The organism is Candidatus Zixiibacteriota bacterium (genome assembly GCA_034003725.1).
Lineage (GTDB): Bacteria > Zixibacteria > MSB-5A5 > GN15 > FEB-12 > WJMS01.
The window spans coordinates 82,698-104,686 of record JAVEYB010000007.1; the positions used below are offsets into that span (position 1 = coordinate 82,698).

Annotated in this window: 22 protein-coding genes; 16 read left to right on the top strand and 6 right to left on the bottom strand. The window is 58.5% G+C overall.

The annotated features are described in order from the left end of the window. Positions 1–76: 76 nt before the first annotated feature. Positions 77–1,081, top strand: coding sequence for an HD domain-containing phosphohydrolase (locus tag RBT76_09520; GenBank protein MDX9858018.1), 1,005 nt, complete (start codon positions 77–79; stop codon positions 1,079–1,081). A 23-nt stretch (positions 1,082–1,104) separates the two neighbouring features. On the opposite strand, the gene RBT76_09525 is transcribed toward RBT76_09520, so the two are convergent. Next, positions 1,105–1,665, bottom strand: coding sequence for a methylated-DNA--[protein]-cysteine S-methyltransferase (locus RBT76_09525; protein MDX9858019.1), 561 nt, complete (start codon positions 1,663–1,665; stop codon positions 1,105–1,107). Next, entirely contained in the window at positions 1,658–2,203 is a 546-nt protein-coding gene (locus tag RBT76_09530; GenBank protein MDX9858020.1) for an Ada metal-binding domain-containing protein, read from the bottom strand. The genes RBT76_09525 and RBT76_09530 overlap by 8 nt, the downstream gene beginning before the upstream one ends. A gap of 242 nt (positions 2,204–2,445) precedes the next feature. On the opposite strand from RBT76_09530, the gene pepF reads away from it, so the two are divergent. The 3 genes from pepF to RBT76_09545 all read left to right on the top strand — a co-directional run bounded on the left by pepF (position 2,446) and on the right by RBT76_09545 (position 5,103). Continuing rightward, on the top strand, positions 2,446–4,263 hold the full coding sequence (gene pepF / locus RBT76_09535) for an oligoendopeptidase F (protein MDX9858021.1): 1,818 nt from the start codon (positions 2,446–2,448) through the stop codon (positions 4,261–4,263). Then, positions 4,260–4,742, top strand: coding sequence for a DUF4440 domain-containing protein (locus tag RBT76_09540; GenBank protein MDX9858022.1), 483 nt, complete (start codon positions 4,260–4,262; stop codon positions 4,740–4,742). Before pepF ends, RBT76_09540 begins: the two co-directional genes overlap by 4 nt. Positions 4,743–4,809: 67 nt before the next feature. Beyond that, positions 4,810–5,103: a hypothetical protein gene (locus RBT76_09545; GenBank protein ID MDX9858023.1), complete on the top strand. Its 294-nt coding sequence runs from the start codon at positions 4,810–4,812 to the stop codon at positions 5,101–5,103. Positions 5,104–5,211: 108 nt separating this feature from the next. On the opposite strand, the gene RBT76_09550 is transcribed toward RBT76_09545, so the two are convergent. After that, positions 5,212–5,487 (bottom strand): helix-hairpin-helix domain-containing protein, encoded by a 276-nt coding sequence (locus RBT76_09550; protein MDX9858024.1) that lies wholly within the window; start codon positions 5,485–5,487, stop codon positions 5,212–5,214. Positions 5,488–5,602: 115 nt separating this feature from the next. Here RBT76_09550 and RBT76_09555 point away from each other — a divergent pair, with 115 nt between their 5' ends. The 6 genes from RBT76_09555 to RBT76_09580 all read left to right on the top strand — a co-directional run bounded on the left by RBT76_09555 (position 5,603) and on the right by RBT76_09580 (position 10,994). Next, positions 5,603–6,181 (top strand): ATP-binding protein, encoded by a 579-nt coding sequence (locus RBT76_09555; protein ID MDX9858025.1) that lies wholly within the window; start codon positions 5,603–5,605, stop codon positions 6,179–6,181. Between the two features lie 36 nt (positions 6,182–6,217). Beyond that, on the top strand, positions 6,218–8,434 hold the full coding sequence (locus RBT76_09560; GenBank protein ID MDX9858026.1) for a hypothetical protein: 2,217 nt from the start codon (positions 6,218–6,220) through the stop codon (positions 8,432–8,434). Positions 8,435–8,444: 10 nt separating this feature from the next. After that, positions 8,445–9,065 carry a DNRLRE domain-containing protein gene (locus RBT76_09565; protein MDX9858027.1) on the top strand — a complete coding sequence of 207 codons (621 nt, stop codon included), beginning with the start codon at positions 8,445–8,447 and terminating at the stop codon, positions 9,063–9,065. A 58-nt stretch (positions 9,066–9,123) separates the two neighbouring features. After that, positions 9,124–10,236, top strand: a complete 1,113-nt coding sequence (gene hflX / locus RBT76_09570) for a GTPase HflX (protein MDX9858028.1) — start codon at positions 9,124–9,126, stop codon at positions 10,234–10,236. Positions 10,237–10,277: 41 nt separating this feature from the next. Beyond that, the gene (locus tag RBT76_09575) at positions 10,278–10,637 is read left to right on the top strand and encodes a response regulator (GenBank protein MDX9858029.1); all 360 of its coding nucleotides are present in this window, start codon (positions 10,278–10,280) and stop codon (positions 10,635–10,637) included. A 162-nt stretch (positions 10,638–10,799) separates the two neighbouring features. Beyond that, positions 10,800–10,994, top strand: a complete 195-nt coding sequence (locus RBT76_09580) for a CDGSH iron-sulfur domain-containing protein (GenBank protein ID MDX9858030.1) — start codon at positions 10,800–10,802, stop codon at positions 10,992–10,994. Positions 10,995–11,041: 47 nt separating this feature from the next. Here the strand turns inward: RBT76_09580 and RBT76_09585 are convergent, their stop codons facing one another. Both RBT76_09585 and RBT76_09590 read right to left on the bottom strand, forming a co-directional pair. After that, positions 11,042–11,569 (bottom strand): ECF transporter S component, encoded by a 528-nt coding sequence (locus tag RBT76_09585; protein ID MDX9858031.1) that lies wholly within the window; start codon positions 11,567–11,569, stop codon positions 11,042–11,044. A gap of 20 nt (positions 11,570–11,589) precedes the next feature. After that, positions 11,590–12,195, bottom strand: a complete 606-nt coding sequence (locus RBT76_09590; GenBank protein ID MDX9858032.1) for a methyltransferase domain-containing protein — start codon at positions 12,193–12,195, stop codon at positions 11,590–11,592. A gap of 280 nt (positions 12,196–12,475) precedes the next feature. On the opposite strand from RBT76_09590, the gene RBT76_09595 reads away from it, so the two are divergent. The 6 genes from RBT76_09595 (at position 12,476) to RBT76_09620 (ending at position 19,044) form a co-directional block, all read left to right on the top strand. Then, positions 12,476–13,468 (top strand): tetratricopeptide repeat protein, encoded by a 993-nt coding sequence (locus tag RBT76_09595; GenBank protein MDX9858033.1) that lies wholly within the window; start codon positions 12,476–12,478, stop codon positions 13,466–13,468. Positions 13,469–13,578: 110 nt separating this feature from the next. Then, positions 13,579–14,754, top strand: a complete 1,176-nt coding sequence (locus RBT76_09600; GenBank protein MDX9858034.1) for a M24 family metallopeptidase — start codon at positions 13,579–13,581, stop codon at positions 14,752–14,754. Further along, entirely contained in the window at positions 14,754–15,332 is a 579-nt protein-coding gene (locus RBT76_09605) for an NUDIX hydrolase (protein MDX9858035.1), read from the top strand. Before RBT76_09600 ends, RBT76_09605 begins: the two co-directional genes overlap by 1 nt. Positions 15,333–15,406: 74 nt before the next feature. After that, a complete protein-coding gene (locus RBT76_09610; GenBank protein ID MDX9858036.1) occupies positions 15,407–15,898 on the top strand; it encodes a hypothetical protein in 492 nt (163 codons plus the stop codon). Positions 15,899–16,045: 147 nt separating this feature from the next. After that, a complete protein-coding gene (locus RBT76_09615; protein MDX9858037.1) occupies positions 16,046–17,869 on the top strand; it encodes a DUF4153 domain-containing protein in 1,824 nt (607 codons plus the stop codon). A gap of 632 nt (positions 17,870–18,501) precedes the next feature. After that, on the top strand, positions 18,502–19,044 hold the full coding sequence (locus tag RBT76_09620; GenBank protein ID MDX9858038.1) for a hypothetical protein: 543 nt from the start codon (positions 18,502–18,504) through the stop codon (positions 19,042–19,044). Positions 19,045–20,255: 1,211 nt separating this feature from the next. Here the strand turns inward: RBT76_09620 and RBT76_09625 are convergent. Continuing rightward, entirely contained in the window at positions 20,256–21,950 is a 1,695-nt protein-coding gene (locus tag RBT76_09625) for a serine hydrolase (protein ID MDX9858039.1), read from the bottom strand. Between the last annotated feature and the right edge of the window lie 39 nt (positions 21,951–21,989).

The following is a 21,989-nucleotide window of genomic DNA, read 5'->3' on the forward strand; positions in this document are numbered from 1 at the left end:
CCGGGATTACCACGTGCGTACCGCCCACCGATGCTGTCCGGAATCGGCCACAACTCTGAACCGAGAGGTAAAGCCGATGCTTACCAGCGACACCAGGAGACGGATTGCCGCCCTGCTCGACGACTCAGCCGTGCGACAGATTATTGTCGAGGAATTATCCGCGGTATGCCACCAGAAACCGCCCGATATGACGATCGAGGTGTTCGGGCACGAGGTTGCCCGCCTGATACTTCTGAGTCTCCATGAGCAACTTCGTGACGAGTGCGATCGCCAGCTCGGACGAGAGCGGGCCATGCGCGCTATCGACCGAACGACACCCCCGGACCACCCTATCGATTTCGAATTTGTGCTCAACGGCTTGATGCTCGGCATGGAGCATGACCTCCTGGTTGGCAATCTGCAGATGATCCGGGCGCTTGGCGGCGCAATCGCACAGCGCGACACCGGTACCGACGAACACAACGCCCGGGTGACGCTGTATGCTCATAGTCTCGGACAGAAGGCCGGTTTCGGATCCGAGCGCCTGCAAGCGCTCCTCAAAGGCTCGTTCGTGCACGACATCGGCAAAATCGGGATTCGAGACGGTATCCTGCTCAAAGTCGACCGGCTCAGCGAAAAGGAGCTGGCCACGATGCACTCTCACGCAGTGCTCGGCTGCCGGATAATCAAAGGCGTACGATGGCTGGCCGATGCGTACGATGTCGTGCGGCATCACCACGAACGATACGACGGACTGGGGTATCCCGACGGGCTGTCGGGGGAATCGATTCCCATAACGGCGCGCGCGTTTGCAATCGCCGACGTATTCGACGCTTTGACGTCGGAGCGTGCGTACAAGCCTGCCCTGTCGTGCGAACAGGCCCTCATCCAGATGGAAGCCGAGCGGGGAAGACATTTCGATCCGGACCTGCTCGACATCTTTCTGCAAATCGCGACAGACCTGTGCGAGTCAATCGTCGCCCGCCCCCTCGCCGAACTTGACAATATGGTTGTCGAGGTAATCACACGCGTGTTCGGGGTCAACCCGTCGAGCGAGTACGTTGCCACCGACGAATTCAAACAGCGATACAGCGGTCACTAGTGCCCATCGTGTTTCCCCGCTGTCTACCGAGCTCGGTCGAGATTCTGAATCCGTGACGTGGTTTCCAACGGCATCCGGCTGATGCCGCGTTCAAGGTCCAACAGCGCCCGCTTCCGCCACAGCTTGCCGCCGTAGCCTCGAAGGTTCCCGTTGGATTCGATTACCCGATGGCATGGGATGACGATTGCAAGGTAATTGGCCCCGTTGGCGCGTCCGACCGCTCGCGAGGCACCGGGTTTATCGAGCGATGCAGCAATCTGACCGTACGATCGCGTCTCGCCATACGGTATGCCGAGCAACTCGCGCCAGACCAGCTGCTCGAATGCCGTGCCGGTTACGTCGATCGGCACGGTGAATTCCCGCAGTTGCCGATCGAAATATGCGCGCAGTTCTCGCCCGAGGGCTGCGAGGTGTGCGCTGCTGCCTTCGACCAGATCGCATCGATACCGTTTGATTACCCGCGCTCTGATGTGATGGACTCCTCCGCGGTCGTGCCACTCCAGAAATGAGACGCCGTTCTCGGTTGCACCGGCAATCATCGGGCCGAGCGGGGATTCCAGATCGGTTATCCACATTTTACGCATGTGTTTGACTCCTGCCCGGCGTGATGCCGAACTCCCGTCGAAATGCGTCGCGGAAGCCCGACGATGACTCATAGCCGCATTCATAGGCTGCGCTCAGGTAGTTCGCACCGGAGGCCAACAGCTCCCGCGCATACAACAGGCGCTGCCGACGGTTAAACGCCAGCGGCGTCATGCCGAGGTGATGACGGAAATGACGACGGATCGTAGTGATATCAACGCCGGCTGTCTGAGCGAGCATTCGTTCCGTCAGGCGCCGCGTCCGATGTTCGCGCATGAACGCCACCACCTGCCGCACCCATTCCGGCAGCACGTCGGGATAACGGTCGGACCTGCACCGTTTGCAGCCGCGCAACCCGGCGGCGATCGCCTCTTCGCGAGTCGCGTAAAACCGGACGTTTTTCAACAAGGGGAGGCGGGCCGGGCATGACGGCAGGCAATAAATACCGGTTGAACGCACGCCGACATAAAAGCGGCCGTCGTACCGCCGGTCGTTGGTCCGCATCGCCCGCACCATCGTCTCGTAGGAAAGCTGTATCATGACGGAAAAATGCGGCAGACATCGGGGCGGCGCTACCGGAAATCGGGCGCCGATATGAAAAACTGCAGATAAGATTCGGCCGGCGCGCACTCTATTTAACGGGCCCGTCTCCGGACTGCAGAGGGGGCCGGAACCTTATGCCTCGCTTCCGTGTAGACTAGTAGCGTACTTGCCGCTTGCCATCCCGTACGGCGTATGCGATCATTGGACCAACGAACACTCACCCGACCGAAAGGACCGCTATGCCGACCGAAGCGACTCGCGCCGATTCCATCCCCCAGCGGAGCGATATCGACCCGAAACACACCTGGAATCTGGCGGACATTTATTCCGACGAGGCGGCCTGGGAAGCCGATTTCGCCAAGGCCAAAACACTCATCGACACCGCCGACTCCTTCCGAGGCAAACTGGCCGAATCCCCGGATACCCTCTGGCGGTGTTTCGAAACGAGTTCGGCGTTGCGTCGCGTGTTGTCCGCCCTGCATCAGTATGCGTACCTCAGCAAAGACCTGGACAACCGCGTATCCCGATACCAGGAGATGAACGACCGGGTGGCGATGCTTGGTTCGCAGGCGGGGGCGGCATTTTCTTTTGTCGAACCGGAACTGCTGGCTATCGACGAGGCCGAGCTACGGTCGCTGGCCGCGCGATTTCCGCGAACTGACGTCTATGACCTGTATATCCGGGAATTGATCCGGTCGCGCGCACACATTCGCTCAGGGGAGGTCGAGGAAGTGCTGGCGCTGATGAGCATGGTATCGCGAGGGCCGGACAATATTTTCAGTATGCTCGACGATGCCGATATGACCTACCCGTCCGTGCTCGATGAATCCGGCAATCAGGTCCAGTTAACCAAGCAGCGTTATGCGAAATTCCTCGACTCGGCCGACCGGCGCGTCCGCCGCGACGTCAACGAGGCGTTTTATTCGAGCTATCGCAACCACGTCAACACCATCGCCGCTACCCTGAGCACCTCGGTGAACCAGGACGTCTTTTACGCGAAAGTACGCAATTACGAAAGCAGCCTGCACAGCGCCCTGGACGGCGACAACATCCCGCTCTCGGTGTATCACCAGCTGCTCGATACCACCGAGCAGCATATCGCGGCCCTGCACCGCTACACGCGGCTTCGCAAAAAAATCCTCAAACTGGACAGCATCGCGCCGTACGACATGCTCTGCCCCCTGTTTCCGAAGTACGATATCGAAGTGACTTACGACGAGGCCGTGGCACAGTTGCTTGAGGCGGTCGGGCCGCTCGGCCGGACCTACCACGAGGTCCTCAGCAAAGCCATGCAGTCACGGTGGGTCGATGTATACGAAACGCAGGGGAAGGGAGGCGGCGCCTACAGCTACGGCGATAATGTTGATGCCCACCCGTTCGTCCTGATGAACTACAACGATACGGCGGAGAGCATGTTCACCCTGGCGCACGAAATGGGCCACGCCATGCACAGCCATCTCGCGAATGCCGCGCAGCCGTACCCCAAGGCCCGCTATTCGATATTTGTCGCCGAAGTTGCCTCAACCCTCAACGAGGGCCTGTTGCTGCAACACCTGCTTGCCCGGGTCAAAGACACCGGAGAGCGACTCTACCTGATCGACCGCCGTCTCAACGGCACCATGGGCACGTTTTTCCATCAGGTCATGTACGCCCGGTTCGAACTGGCGATTCACGAGCACGTCGAGAAGGGGGGAGCGCTGTCACCCGACTTCATGACCAAACTGTGGCATGACCTGACCGCACAGTATTACGGTCCGGATATCGTCATGGACGATGACACTCCCCTGAAATGGGCGCGCATCCCTCATTTCTACCGCAGCTTCTACGTGTACCAGTACGCCACGTCTTTTGCCGCGTCCCAGGCGATATTGAAGAAATTCCTCGACGGAGAGTCCGGCATTATCGAGAAGTACCTGGCGATGCTCAAGGCCGGTGGGTCGGACTACCCGATCGAGCTGCTGAAGATCTGCGGAATCGACATGACCACCCCGCAGCCGGTCCTGGCGACAATCGAGATGTTCGATTCGCTCGTCAGGGAAATGGACTCGTTGATATGATTGCGAAGTTGCTGAGAGCGGTTACACTCGCTGTACTATTACCGATCACCCCCGCGCCCGCACAGGTGGGCCCGCCGGCGCCGGACGATCGCGGCCAGATCGAGAATCGGATAGCCACCGTACAGGATGGAATCGCCAAGCGCGATGTCGAGCGTATCGTGGCGGCACTCGCCGACAGTGTTGTCGTTACGTCCGAAGGCCGCACCGTACGCGGTCGCGCCAACGCCCGTCAGTTGCTGATGTTGCTGTCGACCCGGATGGTCGAAGTGTCTTTTGACATGAAGACCGCCATCCTCCGCGTCACCGACACCACGGCGTTTCACGCCGGCAGTTTCTCCTATACGCTCGAATTTCCCATGGGAGGCTCTTTCTCACGATCGGGGACATTTGCGGCCGACTGGCTGCGAGTCGCTGAAAACGACTGGCGGGTGATCCAGCTGGTGGCGACTCCCGAGCCTCCGAGTGCACCACCCCGATGACACATGCCACCGGCCGCATTGAATTTCTGCCGCGTCCGGTCGTACGTATGGCAAGGAGGTATGACTTATGGCATCTGGTGGATCCGCAGCCGGGGCTGCTGCCGCAGCAGCAGCGGCAATTGCTCACGCAATCAAGGCGTCGGGGTCGCTGGTCAAGGTCAATCCCGACGACTTCGTCAGGATTCTGCATCGAAACAAAGACGGTCTCGTCGTGACCGCTACCGGCGGTTTGTTCTCCAAAAACTACCAGTATCTGACGTGTTATAAAGGACTGTTTTTCTTCACAAAAGTCGACCGCCCGCTGTCGATTCCGGGCACCATTGAAACGGTGACAGCCGAGAAAATCTGGATGCCATCGTAGCAGCGGTCGAAACGGCTCCATGACCCGGCGACACCCCCTTATGCCGGGACATCAGACATTTGTGACCGCTTGTGACGTGCGTTCCACAGGTGCTTTTGTCACTGTCGTTCACTTCTGACGGTTCTTGCGAAGGCGCGACCAGTACCACCAGCGACATTGCTCGTCGGGCAGATTGGGGTCCTTTGCCTGAGCTATTGCGGCGTTGAAGGTGTCAAGCACGCACGGATCCTGTCTGCAGCCCGTGAGCTGTTGCAGGCGCCCGAAGAGCTCGTCGGCATTGCACGCCGCCAATTGCTTTACCTCGAAAACGCCCAGCAAGTGAAAATCCTGCTCGATTGCCTTGCCGACAGATACGAGGTCTCGAAGCCTTCTCTTGTCAGCCATATCGGCAACATACGATTCCCTGCAAAAATCGCCCATCACATTCTCAATCGGCAGGCGCGACCCGCGACCCGTCCTTGACATGGCTGCCCCGGTCAGCTAGATTCCAACGGGAGATATGGCACACCGAATTGTTATAACGGGGGCGCCGGCATCCGGAAAGACCGAGCTGTTTGACCGGTTGTCCGCCGACGACCGCTTCCGGTCGTTCACTTTCCTCCCCGAACTGGCGCGGCGGCTACTGGTCGAAAACCCCGGTTTCCGGACCGATCGAGAGACCTTTCACCGAGAAATATACCGTCGGCAGGTCGACCGTGAGGATGCGTTGGGTGGCGGAAGTTTCATAACCGACCGGGGGACAGTCGACGCCTTCGCATTTCACCCTGAGACGGCGGCATTAGTGGGTACTACCATCGAGCGCGAATTCGCCCGTTACGACGCCGTCGTCCACCTCGGATCGGCCGCCGATCTGGGACCCGGCTACTATCGGACCGATACGGTCCGACTGGAGACAATCGATGAAGCGCTTCAGATCGAGCAGGCTATCCAGTCGGTTTGGAAAGCGCATCCGGGTTATGCGTATCTCCCTGCTCACGTCACCTACGAGAAGAAGTACGAGGAATTTCTGGGGGTAATGCTTGCGCTCGCCGGTATAACCAACGGACTTGACAATCTGAACGCACATTCGTCCGTATAGAAGGCAAATATCCACTCTGATAAAGGACTGAGTCATATGAAGAGGGCCGTTTACGGATCGGTTTTATTCGCAGGTCTGCTCGCCCTGGCGGCGGCCGCCCCGGTCTTCGCCGAGTCCGAGTTTATGAAAGAGTTTAGAGGCAACTACAGTCGTCTCGATCTTGATCTCCTGAATAACCCCTGTGAGATTGCCGACATCGCGAACTTCGTCTACCAGAAGGACATCGCTACCTTCACGTTCACCGAGGGGAAGCTGTTCATGCTTCGCCACGTATTCGATCGTCCCACAACAGCCGTGTTTATCGGCAAGGGGCATGCGACCGTAGCGCCGCCGGCTATACCGATGGAGCGCGCCAACCTCGCATGGGCTTCAGGAGACACGGCGGTCAACGAGGATTTCGACATTTGCTTCATCCGATTCGGCGACGACTTCGACCTTGAAGCAAAGAAGTCGGCAACGTTCGATCTCTCTACTCTGGACTTCAAGTACTACACTCAGACGATGCAGTCGCAGGGGGAGTTCTTCTTCCGCCCGCGCATTTTTCACACGTATGACCATTACTTCCAGTTGCTGCGCTCCTGCCACGAGCGCGGGCCGGAAGGATACTTCTGGATCGACTTCAATCGCACCAGTTTTTCGTATGATCCCAACCGCCCCGAACAAACCCAGATCGGTTACGAGAAGTACGGCGGCGATTTTTCGACAGTTGACGCAGTCCTGATGCAGCGCAGGGAAAACAATGTCACGACAGATGTCGGTATGTCGCGGGTTCCATATCCCACCACGCTTATTGGCATCGACGCGACTGTCGAAATGGGCGGCCTAGATGCAAAGAGGATGGAGGGGTGCGAGACCACCGTGCGGGTGCTGGTGAACGCTGATTCGCTTCGGTTCGTTTCGATGTTCCTGAATTACAATCTGAAGGAAGATTCGATTTACTACAACGGCGCCCCGGTCGACTACTATCGGCGGAAGGACTTCTCGTTTATCGGTGTTATCCTCCCCGAATATGCCTTTGCCGGCGACACGCTGACATTCACGCTCTGGTATCGCGGGAAAGATTTCCTGCATGCCTTTCCATTTGTCGAAAACCCGGCGCCATCGCCGCACCGACTGCACTTCCGAGTACCGCGCGACTATACGTACCTCATGCCGGGCAAGGGTCCGACCGGTCGCGACGGCCGATACGACACCTTTTCGGTGGTGACCGACCAGCCGTACTGGCGCTTCTCCTATCAGGGATATGTATCAGGCTACGAATCTATCCCGTTGACTACCGCCATGGGCATCACTATCGATCTGCTGAAGTCCAAGGCCGTCAAAAAACAGCAGGAGTGCTTTATTCCCGACGACCAGCTTCGAGCCGCTGTCACCGGGTCATTCGATTTTGCGACCGGCATTTTGGGTCCGCCGCGCGGTACTTTTGCCCTCACCGTCTTCCCGGACAGCAACCTGTCGATGCCGGGGCTGGTGAATATCCCTCAGTTGTATTGCTATACCGCAGGGATGGGGGGCATTCAGATGAAGGCTGCACAACAGATGTCCCGGCAGTGGTTCGGGGCCACGTTGAAACCGTTGTCGGAGCGCGAATACTGGCTGGCCGATGCTGTGCCGGACTATTTCGGTTTGATGTATGCGCAGAAAGCGGTCGGGCCCGACGCCTTCTATTCCGAACTCGAGGACCGCAGGCGAAAGATCCTGACCGTACGCGACCAGGATGGAGATCAGCCGCTCGCACTCGGCAACCGTGTGAACCCCGTATTACGTGCGTACAAAGGATCCTGGATGCTGCATATGCTCCGGTTCGCGATGATCGACCTTGCCACGAGTTCCGAAAACGCCTTCAATCGTTTCCTCGCTGAACTGTCCATGCGCAGCACCATGCAGTCGTTTTCCAACGCCGATGTTATGACGCTGGCCGAGAAGCACTACGGGCAACCTCTCGACTGGTTCTTCGATCATTGGCTGTTCGATCGCGGGATACCGCAGTACCAGGTTACCTACGCCATCGCGCAGCGCGACGATGGCTGGTATGTCAGCGGGGCTGTTGAAACGAAAGACGTGAGTCCGGACTATCGCATGCCGGTCATCATGCGGGTGGAATCCGTCGACCGGCAAAGCATCTTTTATCGGCAATCGCTCGCAGCCCCGAGAGATACGTTCGAACTGGGTCCAATGGAGCGGGAACCGAAAGAATTGTTCTTCAACGAATTCTTTTCGGTTCTGTGCAACGCCAGCGTCAAGAAGCAGTGAGAAAAGACACGTGCGGGGAGATCCGGGGACGCGGTGTGGGGCAGGTATCGCCATTGCTCTGTTGGTGGTGGCAATACTTGCGGCGTGCGATGACCGGATAAAGGACAGCGATACCGGTCAGGCGCCGCTGGTCACACGGTCGTTCCCAATCACTGATGATGCCATGGTGTCCTCGGCCGTCCCTGGCGGCCACTACGGCGGCGGCCAGCTTCAGGTCTCGACCATCGTGTACAGCGATGGTCTGACCTATATCACTAACACCCTGATCGGGCTCCCACCATTGCCGGACTCGGTTATGCCCGACCAGATCGTTATTGCCACGTTGGTGCTTCGCTTTGCGGGCGCTGAAGACAGCCTGCCGTTCGCAATTGCCGCCCATCGTATTGTACGCGCGTGGATGGAAGACTCCGTCACGTGGTCAAATGCTCCCCCCTTTGATCCAGCCAACCTTTCGGTTGGCCATGTAACCGGTGGCACGGTGAGCCTGAATGTGCTGGGGGCCTATATCGACCCGCTCGCGTACGGGGTTGCCTTGACCAGTTCCAGTCCTGAGCAGTGGTTTTATTCAAGCGAGGATCCGCTGCCGGCGCGCCGGCCCGTGTTGGTCGTAACCTATCGTGAGAGCGAATAGCCGGGACGTGTCGTTTCCGCGTTGAACTTTGAGCGACAATCTCGTATCATCAGTACGAATGGCTATAGAACACGGCAGAACCCAGACGGAACGGGCGATCCTGATCGGGATCGCAGAGAACTCCCTGACCAAACCGAAAGCTGCCGATTCGCTGGACGAACTCGCCCGCCTCGCTTCGACCGCGGGCGCCGAGGTGGTCGAACGGCGGATCCAGGTGCGAGCAAGGATCAACCCCGCTTTCTATATCGGCCGGGGACTCGTTGACGAATTGAAAGGGTCGCTTGCCGACGGCAACGCCAACTGCGTCATATTTGATGATCCGCTTGCGCCCGCCCAGCAGCGCAATCTCGAGCGGGAGCTCGAAGCGAAAGTAATCGACCGTTCCATTCTCATCCTGGACATATTTGCCCGGCAGGCCCGGACAGCCGCCGCTCGGCTGCAGGTTGAGCTGGCCCAGCTCGAGTATACACTCCCGCGTCTGACCGGCGCCTGGGTCCATTTTTCCAAGCAGTACGGTGGAATCGGTTCCAAGGGCCCCGGTGAAACACAGCTGGAAATCGACCGCCGCCAGGTGCGCGACCGAATCGCCCACCTCAAGCGAAAACTCGACAAGCTGGATGTCCAGCGAAACACCCAGCGCAAGCGTCGCCAGCGCCTGTTTAAGGTCGCGCTGGTCGGCTATACCAACGCCGGCAAGTCTACGCTGTTCAACCTGCTTACCAAGTCGGAGGTGACTACCGCAGACAAGCTGTTCACGACCCTCGATTCCACCACCCGAGTCATGTCGACCGGGTATCCCTGCCAGATCGTCTTCTCCGACACCGTTGGTTTTATCAAGAAGCTGCCGCACCAACTCGTTGAGTCGTTCAAATCGACTCTCGAAGAAGTGCATACCGCCGATCTGCTCTTGCACGTTGTCGACTGCGCCGATCGCAATCTGCTGGAGCATATCGAGCAAACCCGGGCCGTGCTCTCGGAAATTGACGCGGACTCGATCCCGTACATAATGGTATACAACAAGATAGACGTCAATCCCGGTTTTGTCGCGCCGGTCGATCACGGCTCCGTCGCCGTTACGCTTTCGGCGGTCGCGAGCACCGGTATCGAGCCTCTTCGCTCTGCTCTCATCGCCCGCGCATTCGCTGCCGCCGAGCGCCGAATTACTGCCTAAATTCCAGTCCGTTCCTGCCGATACGATCAGTAGGAGCGAATATGGCGAAAAAGATTCTAATCGTGGACGACAACCCGAACATGTCATCCCTCCTGCAGGAAATGCTGGAAGTGTTTGACTATGAATCGGTGCGCGCGGGCGACGGCGCCGAGGCGCTCAGCGAACTCGAAAAAGGCACTTTCTCCATGGTCATTACGGACATGCGTATGCCCAACATGTCCGGACTCGAATTGATCGATGAAGTCAAGGCCAGATATCCCAAGATGCCCGTGGTGCTGATCTCCGGATATTCCGTATCGGAAATCGATGCTCAGCCCGGCTCGCACAAAGCCGACGGCTTTCTGGGAAAACCGCTGATGATGTCCGATATCGAAAAGATGCTCAACACGCTGCTTCGGTAACCCGGCCTGTCGATTCCGACTTTTTAACGCCGCCCAAAGCGGCGTTTCTTTTCACGGAGCAGATGCTCCGCCGTCGGCCTCCCTGCTCGGCGGGAACCGCAGATAACCATTCTTCGTTACTGCTCAAAATCGAACACCGTGAAAATATACACGAGGTTATGCATGCAACCGGGCAAAGTGAGAATAACGATCATTGCCAACGGCCCCGCCAAGGTCGAGTGTGATGACGCGGAAATTGTCTTGGCTGACGGTTCCATCCAGACAAAGACCGGTCGGTTCTCTTTGTGTCGCTGTGGCGAATCGAAGTCCAAACCGTTCTGCGACGGCACTCACAAGACGTGCGGATTTGAAGGATAGCTGTAGCCGATAGTTTTTTCGACGGTGCTCGAGCGCCCGCCTGACCGCTACCAGCGGCTGCGGGCGCTTTTGCGTTTTACCGCGGTGACGATGATCGGGACCACCACCAACTGCAGGACTACGCCGGGGAGGCTGGCTGCCAGCACCCCTCCGGTGACATACTCTGCCGCGGTATACGGAAGCGCCATGAAGCCCGCCAATACGAGCAGCGCAAAAACGAAAACGACACGCCCGAACACCATCGCCAGAAGCAGTGCCGCATAAATGTTCCAGCGAAAGCGCTGATACAGCACCCCCGCCACCAGACCATACACCGGCAGCTCTACGGTCATCAGCGGGATGGCGTACGCCGGAGGCATGCCTGTGATGAGCGCGGAAAGCCCGGGAGCAAGCAGCCCAACCAGGACGCCGGAACCGGGACCGACCAACATGCCTGCCAACAGCACCGGAAGATGCATCGGCAAAAGCACCCGCGCGAACAGCGGATTGATGACATGGATGCCGATCGGGAGCAGCACCGCAAGGGCGAGCATCAGTGACGTAGTGGCTATAAAGCGTGTGCCGTTGGGATTCATGCTGGCCTCGCGGCCGGAGCTTACTTGACGTTTACCGCGCAGGCGAGGTACAGGCCCGGATGATCCTCAATTCGAACGGTCCGGAAATTCGACCGATCGAACAACTCCAACATCTTTTCCCGCGGCGGCAGCTTGTCCGCTGCCAGAAGACCGCCGGTCTGCCGGTGTTCCTCGGACAACTCCTTCGAGGAAACGAGGTAGATTATGCAAAACTGGGCGCCGGTTCTGAGGACGCGGTGTGCCTCAACGAGGGCTTTCTGTTGGTCGGCGAAATTATCAAACGAGGCGAATGAAACTGCCATATCGAACGTATCGGCCTTGAACGGCAGGTTGGTTGCGTCGGCGCCGACAACATTGACGTTGTCAAACGGGAAATTGCGGTGCGCCCGGCTCGCCATCTGAAGCGAGAAATCCACACCGGTGACCGTGCCGGAGGGCCCCACTCGCCTTCGAAGCATATCAAACAACACCCCGGTCCCGCAGCCCAGATCGAGAATATGCCACCCGTCGTCAATTTCAAGGCCGTCAACAAGATGCGATAACCGCTCCATGTCTTCGGCGGTGAACATCAGGTCCCATTCGGCAGCGAGGGAATCGTAGAAGTGTTGATGCTTGTCGTGCGACATTTCAATAATCTACAAACGCTGGGCAGGGTGGTCAAGGCCTTTTAGGCCGGCCGAACATGCGCGCCTCCGCTCAGCGATGCCGCTCGACCGCTTCATAGAAGCAGGCGGTCGAGTTCAGACCGAACCTGCACAGTCCAACCTGCCCGTGATGTGTTTTGCCGTGGTTGCCGAATGATCCATGCTGCCTGAGAACGGGCCCGACATCCGCGGCGTCTTCGCCGGCTGACCGACCGACGATAACTTCGCTTGTCTTTCATCCCTGCTCCGTGTATAAAAGGACATGTACAAGCGTAATCTCCCGGCGGTCTTATCCGCACTTCTGCTGCTTTTGGCGGTAGAGGTAACGGCTCAGCAATCGGTTGACCCTGATTCGCTCAAGCAGTACCAGCTTCGCGGCCGCCGCGCGATCAAGGCCGGCGAATACGAGGCTGCACGAGACAACTGGACCAGAGTTTTGCAGATAGCCCCGGACAATTTCGAGGCGTTGCTGAACCTCGGTACGACTTACGCCGGCACCGGGCGCAACGAACAGGCGCTGGTCTATTTCAAGCGAGCCTATGAGATCGACTCGTCGATGGCCGAACTGAGCAACAACCTCGGCGCCGTCTACGCCAACCTCGGTCGCCCGGATGACGCGTTCCGCCACTACCTTCGGGCCATCGAGCTTGATCCGGCCCAGGCCCGCTACTACGCCAATCTCGGTCTCGAGTATATCAAGGGGGGCCGCCCGTCGGACGCCTTGAAATCATTGCGCGTCGCCGACAGCCTTCAGCCGGGCGTGCCCGCTGTGCTGTACGCGACCGCCAACGCGCTTGCGTCGATGCGTGCGTACGACAGCGCCGAAGTTTATTACACGCGCGCCTCGGATGCCGGCGGCAAGTCCGCCGAATTACTGTACTTCCTCGGGACCGTCCAGCGAAATCGCGGTGATGCTGTCGGTGCCGACACGAGTTTCCGGGCGGCGCTCGCGCTCAACCCCGACTACAAGGAATGCCGACAGGCGCTTGGGCTTCTGTATCTCCAGAGCGGGTTGTACGACCGGGCCTCAGAACAACTCGAACATGCAGTCAGCCTCGACCGTACGTTTTACCCCGGCGTGATCGCGCTCGGCGTCAGCTACTCGATGACTCGGCGGTTCGCCGAGGCAGATTCGCTGTTGCAATCGTTATACGCTGTCGACACCGCCCTCGCATTTCAAATGCTGGACCTGATCGATGCCGAAACGGCCCGACGCCGCGCCCGGGAAGAGGCGGTGAAGACCAGAGAGAAGTGAGCCGCGGCTTATTGTCGTGTTATCCGCCGGATGCGCCGGTCTGCTCCCCGGTCCACAATACCGGTTGAAGTTCTCTCACGCCCGCCGTATCATTGTCCCGGAGACGACCAATGATGAACATCGAACAGATCCAGAGCTATCTCCGTGAGCATGACCTCGACGGTTGGCTCATGGCGGACTTTCACGGCCGGAACGAGATAGCCATGCGCATGCTCGACATCATCGGCATGGTTACCCGCCGATCGTTTTACTTCATTCCGGCCGAGGGGGAACCGACCGCGCTTGTTCACAATATCGAAGCCGCCAGATTCACGCATGTGCCCGGCCGACACATCCGCTTTTCCGGCTACGCCCACCTCGAATCAAAGCTGCACGACGTACTGCACGGCGTCCGGCGGGTCGCCATGGAGTACTCACCGATGGGGAGATTGCCGTATGTCGGACTTGTCGAGGCTGGAACGGTCGAGTTGATCCGCAACTTCGGAATCGAAATCGTGTCGTCGGCCGACATGGTCGCGCTTTTCACCGCCGCACTGTCCGCCGAACAGATGGCGATGGCCCGTATGGCCGCCCGCAACGTGATCGAAATCAAGGACCGGACATTTGAGTTCATTTCCCGGTCGCTGAGAGACGGCGCCTCGCTGACCGAATACGACGTCTGTCGCTTTATTCGTGGATGTTTCGAAGAATACGACATGTCTACCGACGACGGGCCAAACTGCTCGGTCGACGCCAACGCCGGCAATCCGCACTACGAACCATCCGCAACCGCCTCCGCGGCCATCCGCAATGGACAGCTTATCCTGATCGATCTGTGGGCGAAGATCAAACACGATCACGGCGTCTACGGCGACATTACGTGGATGGCCTACGCCGGAAGCAGGACCGAGATACCCCGTAAGTACGTCGATATATTCTCAGTCGTCGCGCAGGCCCGCGACCGGGCCGTCGCGTACCTTCGCGAGCATATCGATACGCGCCCGGTCTTTGGTTATGAGATCGACGACGCCTGCCGGCGGGTGATCGAGCAGGCCGGATACGGCGAGTATTTCACGCATCGCACCGGCCATTCCATCACCACCAGCATTCACGGGACGGGGCCGAATATCGACAACCTGGAAACCGAGGATCGTCGCCGACTACAGAAAGGGCATCTCTTTTCGATCGAACCCGGAATCTACCTCGATGATTGCGGGTTCCGCAGCGAGATCGATGTGCTCATCGGCCACGACGGAATCGAGGTTGTCACCCTGCCGCTGCAAACCGAGATAACGGCGCTGCTGTAATGTTTGTCACCGACAGCATGATAGCCGGGATGGAGAGCCGGTACGGTATCCCGGATGAGCGCACCTTCGGTATCGCCGTCACCCCGGCCGAGTTCAAAAGGATCAGAGACTCGCAAATCGATGGTCGCAACCACGATGTCACGCTGTACATCCGCAAAGACGACCAGGTGGTGGTGATCGCAAAACACATCTATCCGCCGGAGCTGTATCGCGCCCCTTCGGGTGGGCTCAAGCCCGGCGAGAGTTTCGAGGATGGCATAGCGCGCGAAGTAGCCGAGGAAACCGGGTGCCGTATCGCTATAACGGATTACGTGCTGCGAACCTCGGTCGCCTTCACCCTCGGTTCGGACATGATCTTCTGGCGCTCGTTTGTTTTTATGGCTGACTTTCTCGATGGCGACTTCCGATTCACGGATCACGAGGAGATCCGGGAAGTGCGCCTGGCGCACTGGCCGGAGTTCTCCCTCTTCGGCGCCATCATGAGGCAAACCGCAATGGGCGGACTGCATTATCGGGCATCAATGCATGAGGAATTGGAGGGCATCCTCCGGGAGCGGGGCTTGTTTCCCGGCGCGTGACGGGCGCCATAGACAGAGAATGCGAGCCTCGTCGACACGTGTCGACAGGTATCCATACAGGAGGTACATGGGCTATGAGAAAAACAGGTATCGCAATCACGTTGTGTCTTCTGACTGTTGCGGTCGTTGCCACGGCCGACGACGGTCCGCCGAGAAGTTACGGCGTCCACTCCGGCTTCGGGCTGGATCCCGACCAGTTCGTACTCGGCGCTCAGGCCGAACTGGGGCAGGTGAAAATTGCCCGGTTCGCCCCCTCGTTGAACGCCGGCTTCGGCGACAATCTCACCATATTCGCGTTGAACGGTGATGTGCGCCTTTATCTCAGTCCCCCGAAAACGACCTTCGCCGTGTTTCTCGGCGGCGGTCCCACACTGGCCATGATTGATTTCGAGGGCGGAGACACCGATACGGAGATCGGTCTGTCCCTTGTCGGCGGGCTCAAAGCCGCAATGGGACGGTCCAACGCCTACACCCTCGAAGGACGCCTGGGCCTGGGCGATATCCCCGACTTCCGCCTCCTGGTCGGCATCCTCTTCGGCGGACACGACAACGCAGGCGGTAAATAGCGGCCACATACTGCAGGTCACGTCCGGTCCGGGCGGCATCGTGTCGTCCGGACCGTTGTTAACTTGACAACAAACCTCACTCAGTTGTACTTCTGACTGGTTCACCGCTACTAAGTCCTAATTCACAACCAGCGTGAAAGGCATCCCATGAGTATCGTCAGTCGATTCCCATCCTATCGGCATGTGGTCACCAGTGCCGTCGCGGCACTCGTTCGATTTCCATTCGCAATGCTGAGCGCCACTTTCGGCACGGTCGTGATGATCATGCTGATCGAACGGCAGGGCGACAGTTCGGAGCACCTGTTGGTTCGCCTGGCGTGGACCGCGGCGTTGGGCCTGCCGCTGTTTATCTCTTTGGCGACCCTTGCCGAAAGACTGTTTACCCGAAAAATGCAGCGGCTGATGGTTCAGTCTCTCGGTCTCGTCGCGCTGGTCGCGTTTTACCTGAGTCTGCCGGCAAATCCGTACAGTCCCGAGATGTATGTTCTTCGTTGCGTGGTGCTGTTCGTTGCATTGCACGCGCTGGTTGCTTTTGTCCCGTACCTCGGCGGCGCCCAGGTACAGGGTTTCTGGCAGTACAACAAATCGCTGTTCCTGCGCCTGCTGGTCGCGGCTCTCTATTCGGGTGTGCTTTTCGTCGGACTCGCGATCGCCCTTGCGGCCATGGATTACCTCTTCGGCGTCGATATCCCCGAGGAACGCTATCCGCAGTTGTGGATCCTGCTTGCGGGCGTCTTCAATACCTGGTTCTTTCTTGCCGGCGTACCGGACAATCTAACGTCGCTCAACGCGGATTCGTCGTATCCGAAAGGACTCAAGGTTTTCACGCAGTTTGTGCTGCTGCCGCTGGTCGGCCTCTACTTCATCATTCTGATTTCCTACGAAATCAAGATCGTCGTCGAGTGGGAACTTCCCAAGGGCTGGGTCTCGCAACTCGTGCTCTGGTATGCAGTGGTGGGAATATTCTCGATGCTGCTGTTGCACCCGCTTCGGGAAATGAGTGAAAACAAATGGATCAAGACCTTTGTGACGTGGTTCTTTCGCACGATCATTCCTCTTATCGTGCTCCTGTTTTTTGCGATTATCGTGCGGATCGATGACTACGGCGTCACCGAACCCCGCTATTTCGTCCTGGCGCTGGCGGTAGGACTCTCGGCCGTGACCGCCTGCTTCGTGCTGAGCAAACGGGCCGACATCCGCGTCGTGCCGATCGTCCTGTTTATCATTGCGATTCTCTCGGCCTACGGGCCGTGGTCCGCCTTTGCTGTCTCCGAGCGGAGCCAGCAGGGGCGGCTCGAGACTATTCTTGAACGGAATAATCTGTTGAGCGACGGTCACATCGCGCCGGCATCGGGCGATATATCATTCCAGGACCGTCAGGACATCAGCAGTATCCTTACGTACCTGAACTCCACCCACGGCTTCGACGCAATCGCCGGGTACCTCTCCGACAGCATGCGTGTTTCGATTGACACCCTTGCCGAGGGCAGTCGGCCGATGGAGATAGCGCGTCTGATCGGATTCGAGTACGTGCATACGTGGTATCCGGAGCGCGAAGGAGCGTATTTCGCGTTTAACAATTCCGAATGGGGCAGCCTCGACATTCGCGGTTACGATTATATGATTCGTGTGCAGGGAGTTCCCGGCGGCGGACCGCAATCCGCGTACGGTTTCGGCGCCGACAGCATGTTCATCGCTCTCGATACGTTAACGACCACGCTCCGGTTCTCGCTGACACGCGACGACGCCGACAGCGCGCGTATCGGTTACCTGCCGCTTGCCGACACAATCGTCGGACTGCGAACCCAACCGTCACGCGGCTGGAGGACCAACACCGAGGACATGAGCTTCGCCGTGTCTGCGATCGATTTTGATGGCCGTTTCGTGCTTTATAATCTCGCCGGTGATTATGTTGATGAACGTATCCGGATAAACGCGCTGAGCGGCACGTTGCTGGTGAAAAAGAAGTAGTCCGGGGGTGCAATCAGTCGCGACGACCCGATCCGGATCATCGCGGCCAGAATCGTCCGACCTTCTCCATGTATTCGCGATACCGTTGGCCGAAGTGCGCCAGCAGCGCGGCTTCCTCGCATCGCGCCCGGCGGCGAGGTCACCAAACGCGCCGACCCATGGAAGCGGATCGATTCCCAAAAGCAGCAGCATAACACCGGTTGAATGCAAAACCATCAGAACGTGCGGCGCGTGATGCAAGCACCCCGTGGCCTCAGCGAGAATCGGTTTTGGTTTGCGGCGGACCCATCGGCCGAACCACGCTCCGAGTGAAACGAGCGTCCCGGTCGCAATGACAAGGACCACGACCTTGATCCAGAAAAGCGGCAGCATTCTATCTGTCTATTCTCTTTCTTCCGAAAGTCCCGCTCGAACCACGTGACCCGGTTGACGGCTCCTCACCATTATCCGGTGATTCACCCACTCCCATCTACTGTGGTAGGAACCCCATTGTTTGTCCGAAAGTGCCGCCGGTCAAGCAGCGCTCCCATTATTCTAAGTAGTGGCCTGCAAACCGATTAGACAGAACGGCACTGCGTTTGAATAAGGTTCGGCGGTAGCAATCCAATTCCCGGACGGACAAGGGGAAAACTATGGCACGACATTTCCTGAAATCCAAGCTGGCAGTTATCTCGATCATTCTGACTTTGGCCGCCGCCGTAAACGCCGCTCCGCCCGACGGTGTCCCCCCCGAAAATACGGCGACCGACTCAATGTCGGTTTACGAGCGTCGAATCGATCTGACGGTTGATGGCCTCACCCACGCCGTCGAGTTGTGGCACGACGCCAACCTGCTGGAGAATCCTGATCTCGTCGCCCGCTACGAGATCCTCATCGACAACATCCTGCGGGCCGACCTCCGCGCCACCGAGATGGTGCTGAAGACAATCGAGGCGGAATCCAAGGCCGACGGCACCGATGGTGACCCGGAAATCAAGGCAGAGCTCGAAGACACCCATCGCGTGCTTTTCGAAAAAGAGAAGCTCGCCCGCCAGGTACGCGACGCGAAAACGTTCAGCGAAAAATACCGCTACCTCGGCGGCTATATTAACGCGCTGCGCCGCGAGCTCGGGATGCCCAAACTCCGCCTTGCCGACGATAAGGAGTTTCTCGAGGACGCCAACAGAAACCACTAATGACTATCATCTCGCTCCGGACGGCGGCGGGGAGAGTCAGAGCCGCCACGGAGATGATGATATAACGTAGACCGACAGGTATCGTGCTCTCCCCTTCTTGTCTGTCTCTTCGCGCAACCGTCGCGACCTCACCGGTCGCGGCGGTTCTTTATTGCGGGTGAACCGGCGAGCAACGCACGATGGCGTGTCAAGATGGTCGCCTCCCCTCAGCCAAAGAGGTCAGATCTGGTCAGTCGTGACAATAAATGTCACTTGTTTCAATTCCCGGGTTCACTCGCCGATAATCCTCGTAAGTCGCTGCTTTTCACTCGTATCATTATGCTCCACAATGCATTGCGTCACAAGGTGACGTATGAGGCTGAATCCGTCGGCCCGGCGTAAGATATTATTAGATTCTTCTTTAGAAATTCTTTGCACATTACTGCCAGAATATGACAGGCAGCTTTCCGTTATTTCCCTTGAGGGGGGGAGGGGTATGGCTCCTAAGGACCCCAATGGAGCCTCCCCCTCCGAACAGCGGACGTGCAATATCAGGTGCAGTGACATCGAAGCGCTTTCGGAAGACGGCGGCAATCCCATCGGGGCCCGATGAGCGTGGGGTCCGAGTCTCGGCGAAAGTGCTGCCAGGAAACAGGGAGTACCGAGCCCGGATCGTTGAATCGTACGCGGATGGCTTACTGTCACACCGGTACTGAACCGTCGGCGAGGCTGGCCGCAAGCACACGAGACGGATAGGCCGCAAGGCACTTGGAGAAGCGGTGCCAAAACGACGGGGGAGAGACGAGCCCACGCGAGGACAGGACACCGGCGGTCCCCGCTGATCACGGTGATCCTGTGTCGAGGCTGGTAACCATGCCCGGACCACTCCCCCAGGGATCCGGGCGGTTGCCACGCGTCCCCTCGAGACGGCGTCAGCCGGCCGCCTTGTCGCGCCCATTACAAGGCCGGCTGGCGCCTCAGTTTATATTCGAAATGGATCACTGCCAGTGTTCCCCCTCAAAAATTCCCCGGCCATGATGACGGTGTATTATGGCCCTTGTCGGAGCGGCGCACAAAGTGACTGTCCCGTCGTGTCAGCAGCATCGGCGGGCGACTTTCGCATGGATCCACGCCGGCTGTCCCCCACCGGTCGCAGGATAAGCTGAACGCATAAAGAAACGGGGCGCGACACTGATATGTCACGTCCCCGTGTTTGTCCGCCGGTCGTTGCGCTACTTCACTACTTTCTTCGCGGGCATGTCGCGGCCGCCCTGGTGCAGCACGAGCGACTGCACGACGCCAGACTCGTCACGCACAAACGAGATCTGCGCATCAACCACTTTCAGGAAGTACTCGTCTTTCGCGCGGGAGAAGATTTCAATCTCTCCCTGTCCGGTTGCCTGCGCGAACAACCGGTTGTCTCGCGTGCGAACCGTCAGGATGAAGCCCGGCGCCAGCTCGTACTCCCCGACGTAATCGGCGAATATAGCGGCATCAACCGCCGCCTCGACCGGAAACATCTCCGCCATTATCGTTGCTGCTTCCTCGGCGGGAAGTCTGGTCGCACGACTGTCCTCCCCCTGCTGGTGAATGACGTGTTCGATCACCCGCCCTTGGCCGTCGCGTACGAAGGTCAGTGTAACGCTATTGTCGTGTTCGAAGAAGAACTTGTCGGTCGCTTCGGGAAATATCTCGATTTTTCCGGAGCCGGTACGCTCCGAAAACAGCTTTCCGTCCTCGATCGTCACCACCCGGTATTGTCCGCTGTCGATCAGGTACACGCCGGCATAGTCGGGCCACGCATCGACGTCCGATGCTATAGCTTGTTTGCGTACCGGGACGTCATACGGTTTGTCGAACAGAATCGCCGCCAGTGCGCCGGCCACTCGTCCGGCAACCCCTTCATCGGTATTGGTCAAGACGACGATACACGCGTCGTCCTCAACGAATCGCTGGATGATCGAACTGAAGCCGTCGATCCCGCCCGTATGCATGATCATCGGCCGGTCATAGAGTGTGGTGATCATCCACCCGTAACCGTAGTCGTCGCGCACCGCCGTGAACATTTTCTGCCGCGACTTCTCGCCGATAATCTGGTCGGTGTAGAGGATGCGGTCCCACTTGTACAGATCGCCGACCGTAGAGTACAGGGCACCCGCCGAATAGGGCAGTGACATGTCAATGACCACGGCGTTGATCAGTTCGCCGTCGGGATTGATCGTGTATCCGTTCGCCATTCCCGGCCTGATGCGCTCGGTGTGCGCGTACCCCGTATTGGCCATCCCGGCCGGGGTCAGGATGTGCTCCTGCAGATACTGCTCGTAGGTCTGCCCGCCTGCCCGCTCGATAATAACGCCGAGAAGGTAATACCCGGAGTTGCTGTATTTCCACTGCGTGCCCGGCTCGAAGTCAAGTGGGAGGTCCTTGAACGTGCCGATTATTTCATCGCTGCTCATCGCGATTGTCCGACGCGCCATCACATCCGGCAGGTCGGTGAAACTGTGAATGCCTCCCGTGTGCGTGAGCAGATGGTGGATCGTGACTTTGTTGCCGATTTCGGCGGGAAGCTCGGTGATGTACTTCGCGATTGGATCCTCGACCCGAAGTTTCCCTTCCTCTTCGAGCTGAAGAATCGCCGCTGCGGTGAAGTTCTTCGTGATCGACCCGATCAGGAACTTGGTTTCGGCGGTGTTGGGTATGTCAAACTGCCGCGATGCCCAACCGTAGCCGTTCTCGAAAATGATCTTGCCGTCTTTCGCCACCAGCACGGCGCCGTGGAAACGGTTGATCTCGCTGGCGGCCCTGCAGTATGCGTCGAATTTCTGCTCCAGCGATTGGGCCGGGACCGAGATCGACAGCAGCAGCGATAGAGCAATCAGTCCGGCTCCGACCAGCCGGCCGGTCGTGGGAAAGCGATACGCGAACATGGAGACTCCTTTGCGTTTTGCCCTGACAGACTTTTGAGA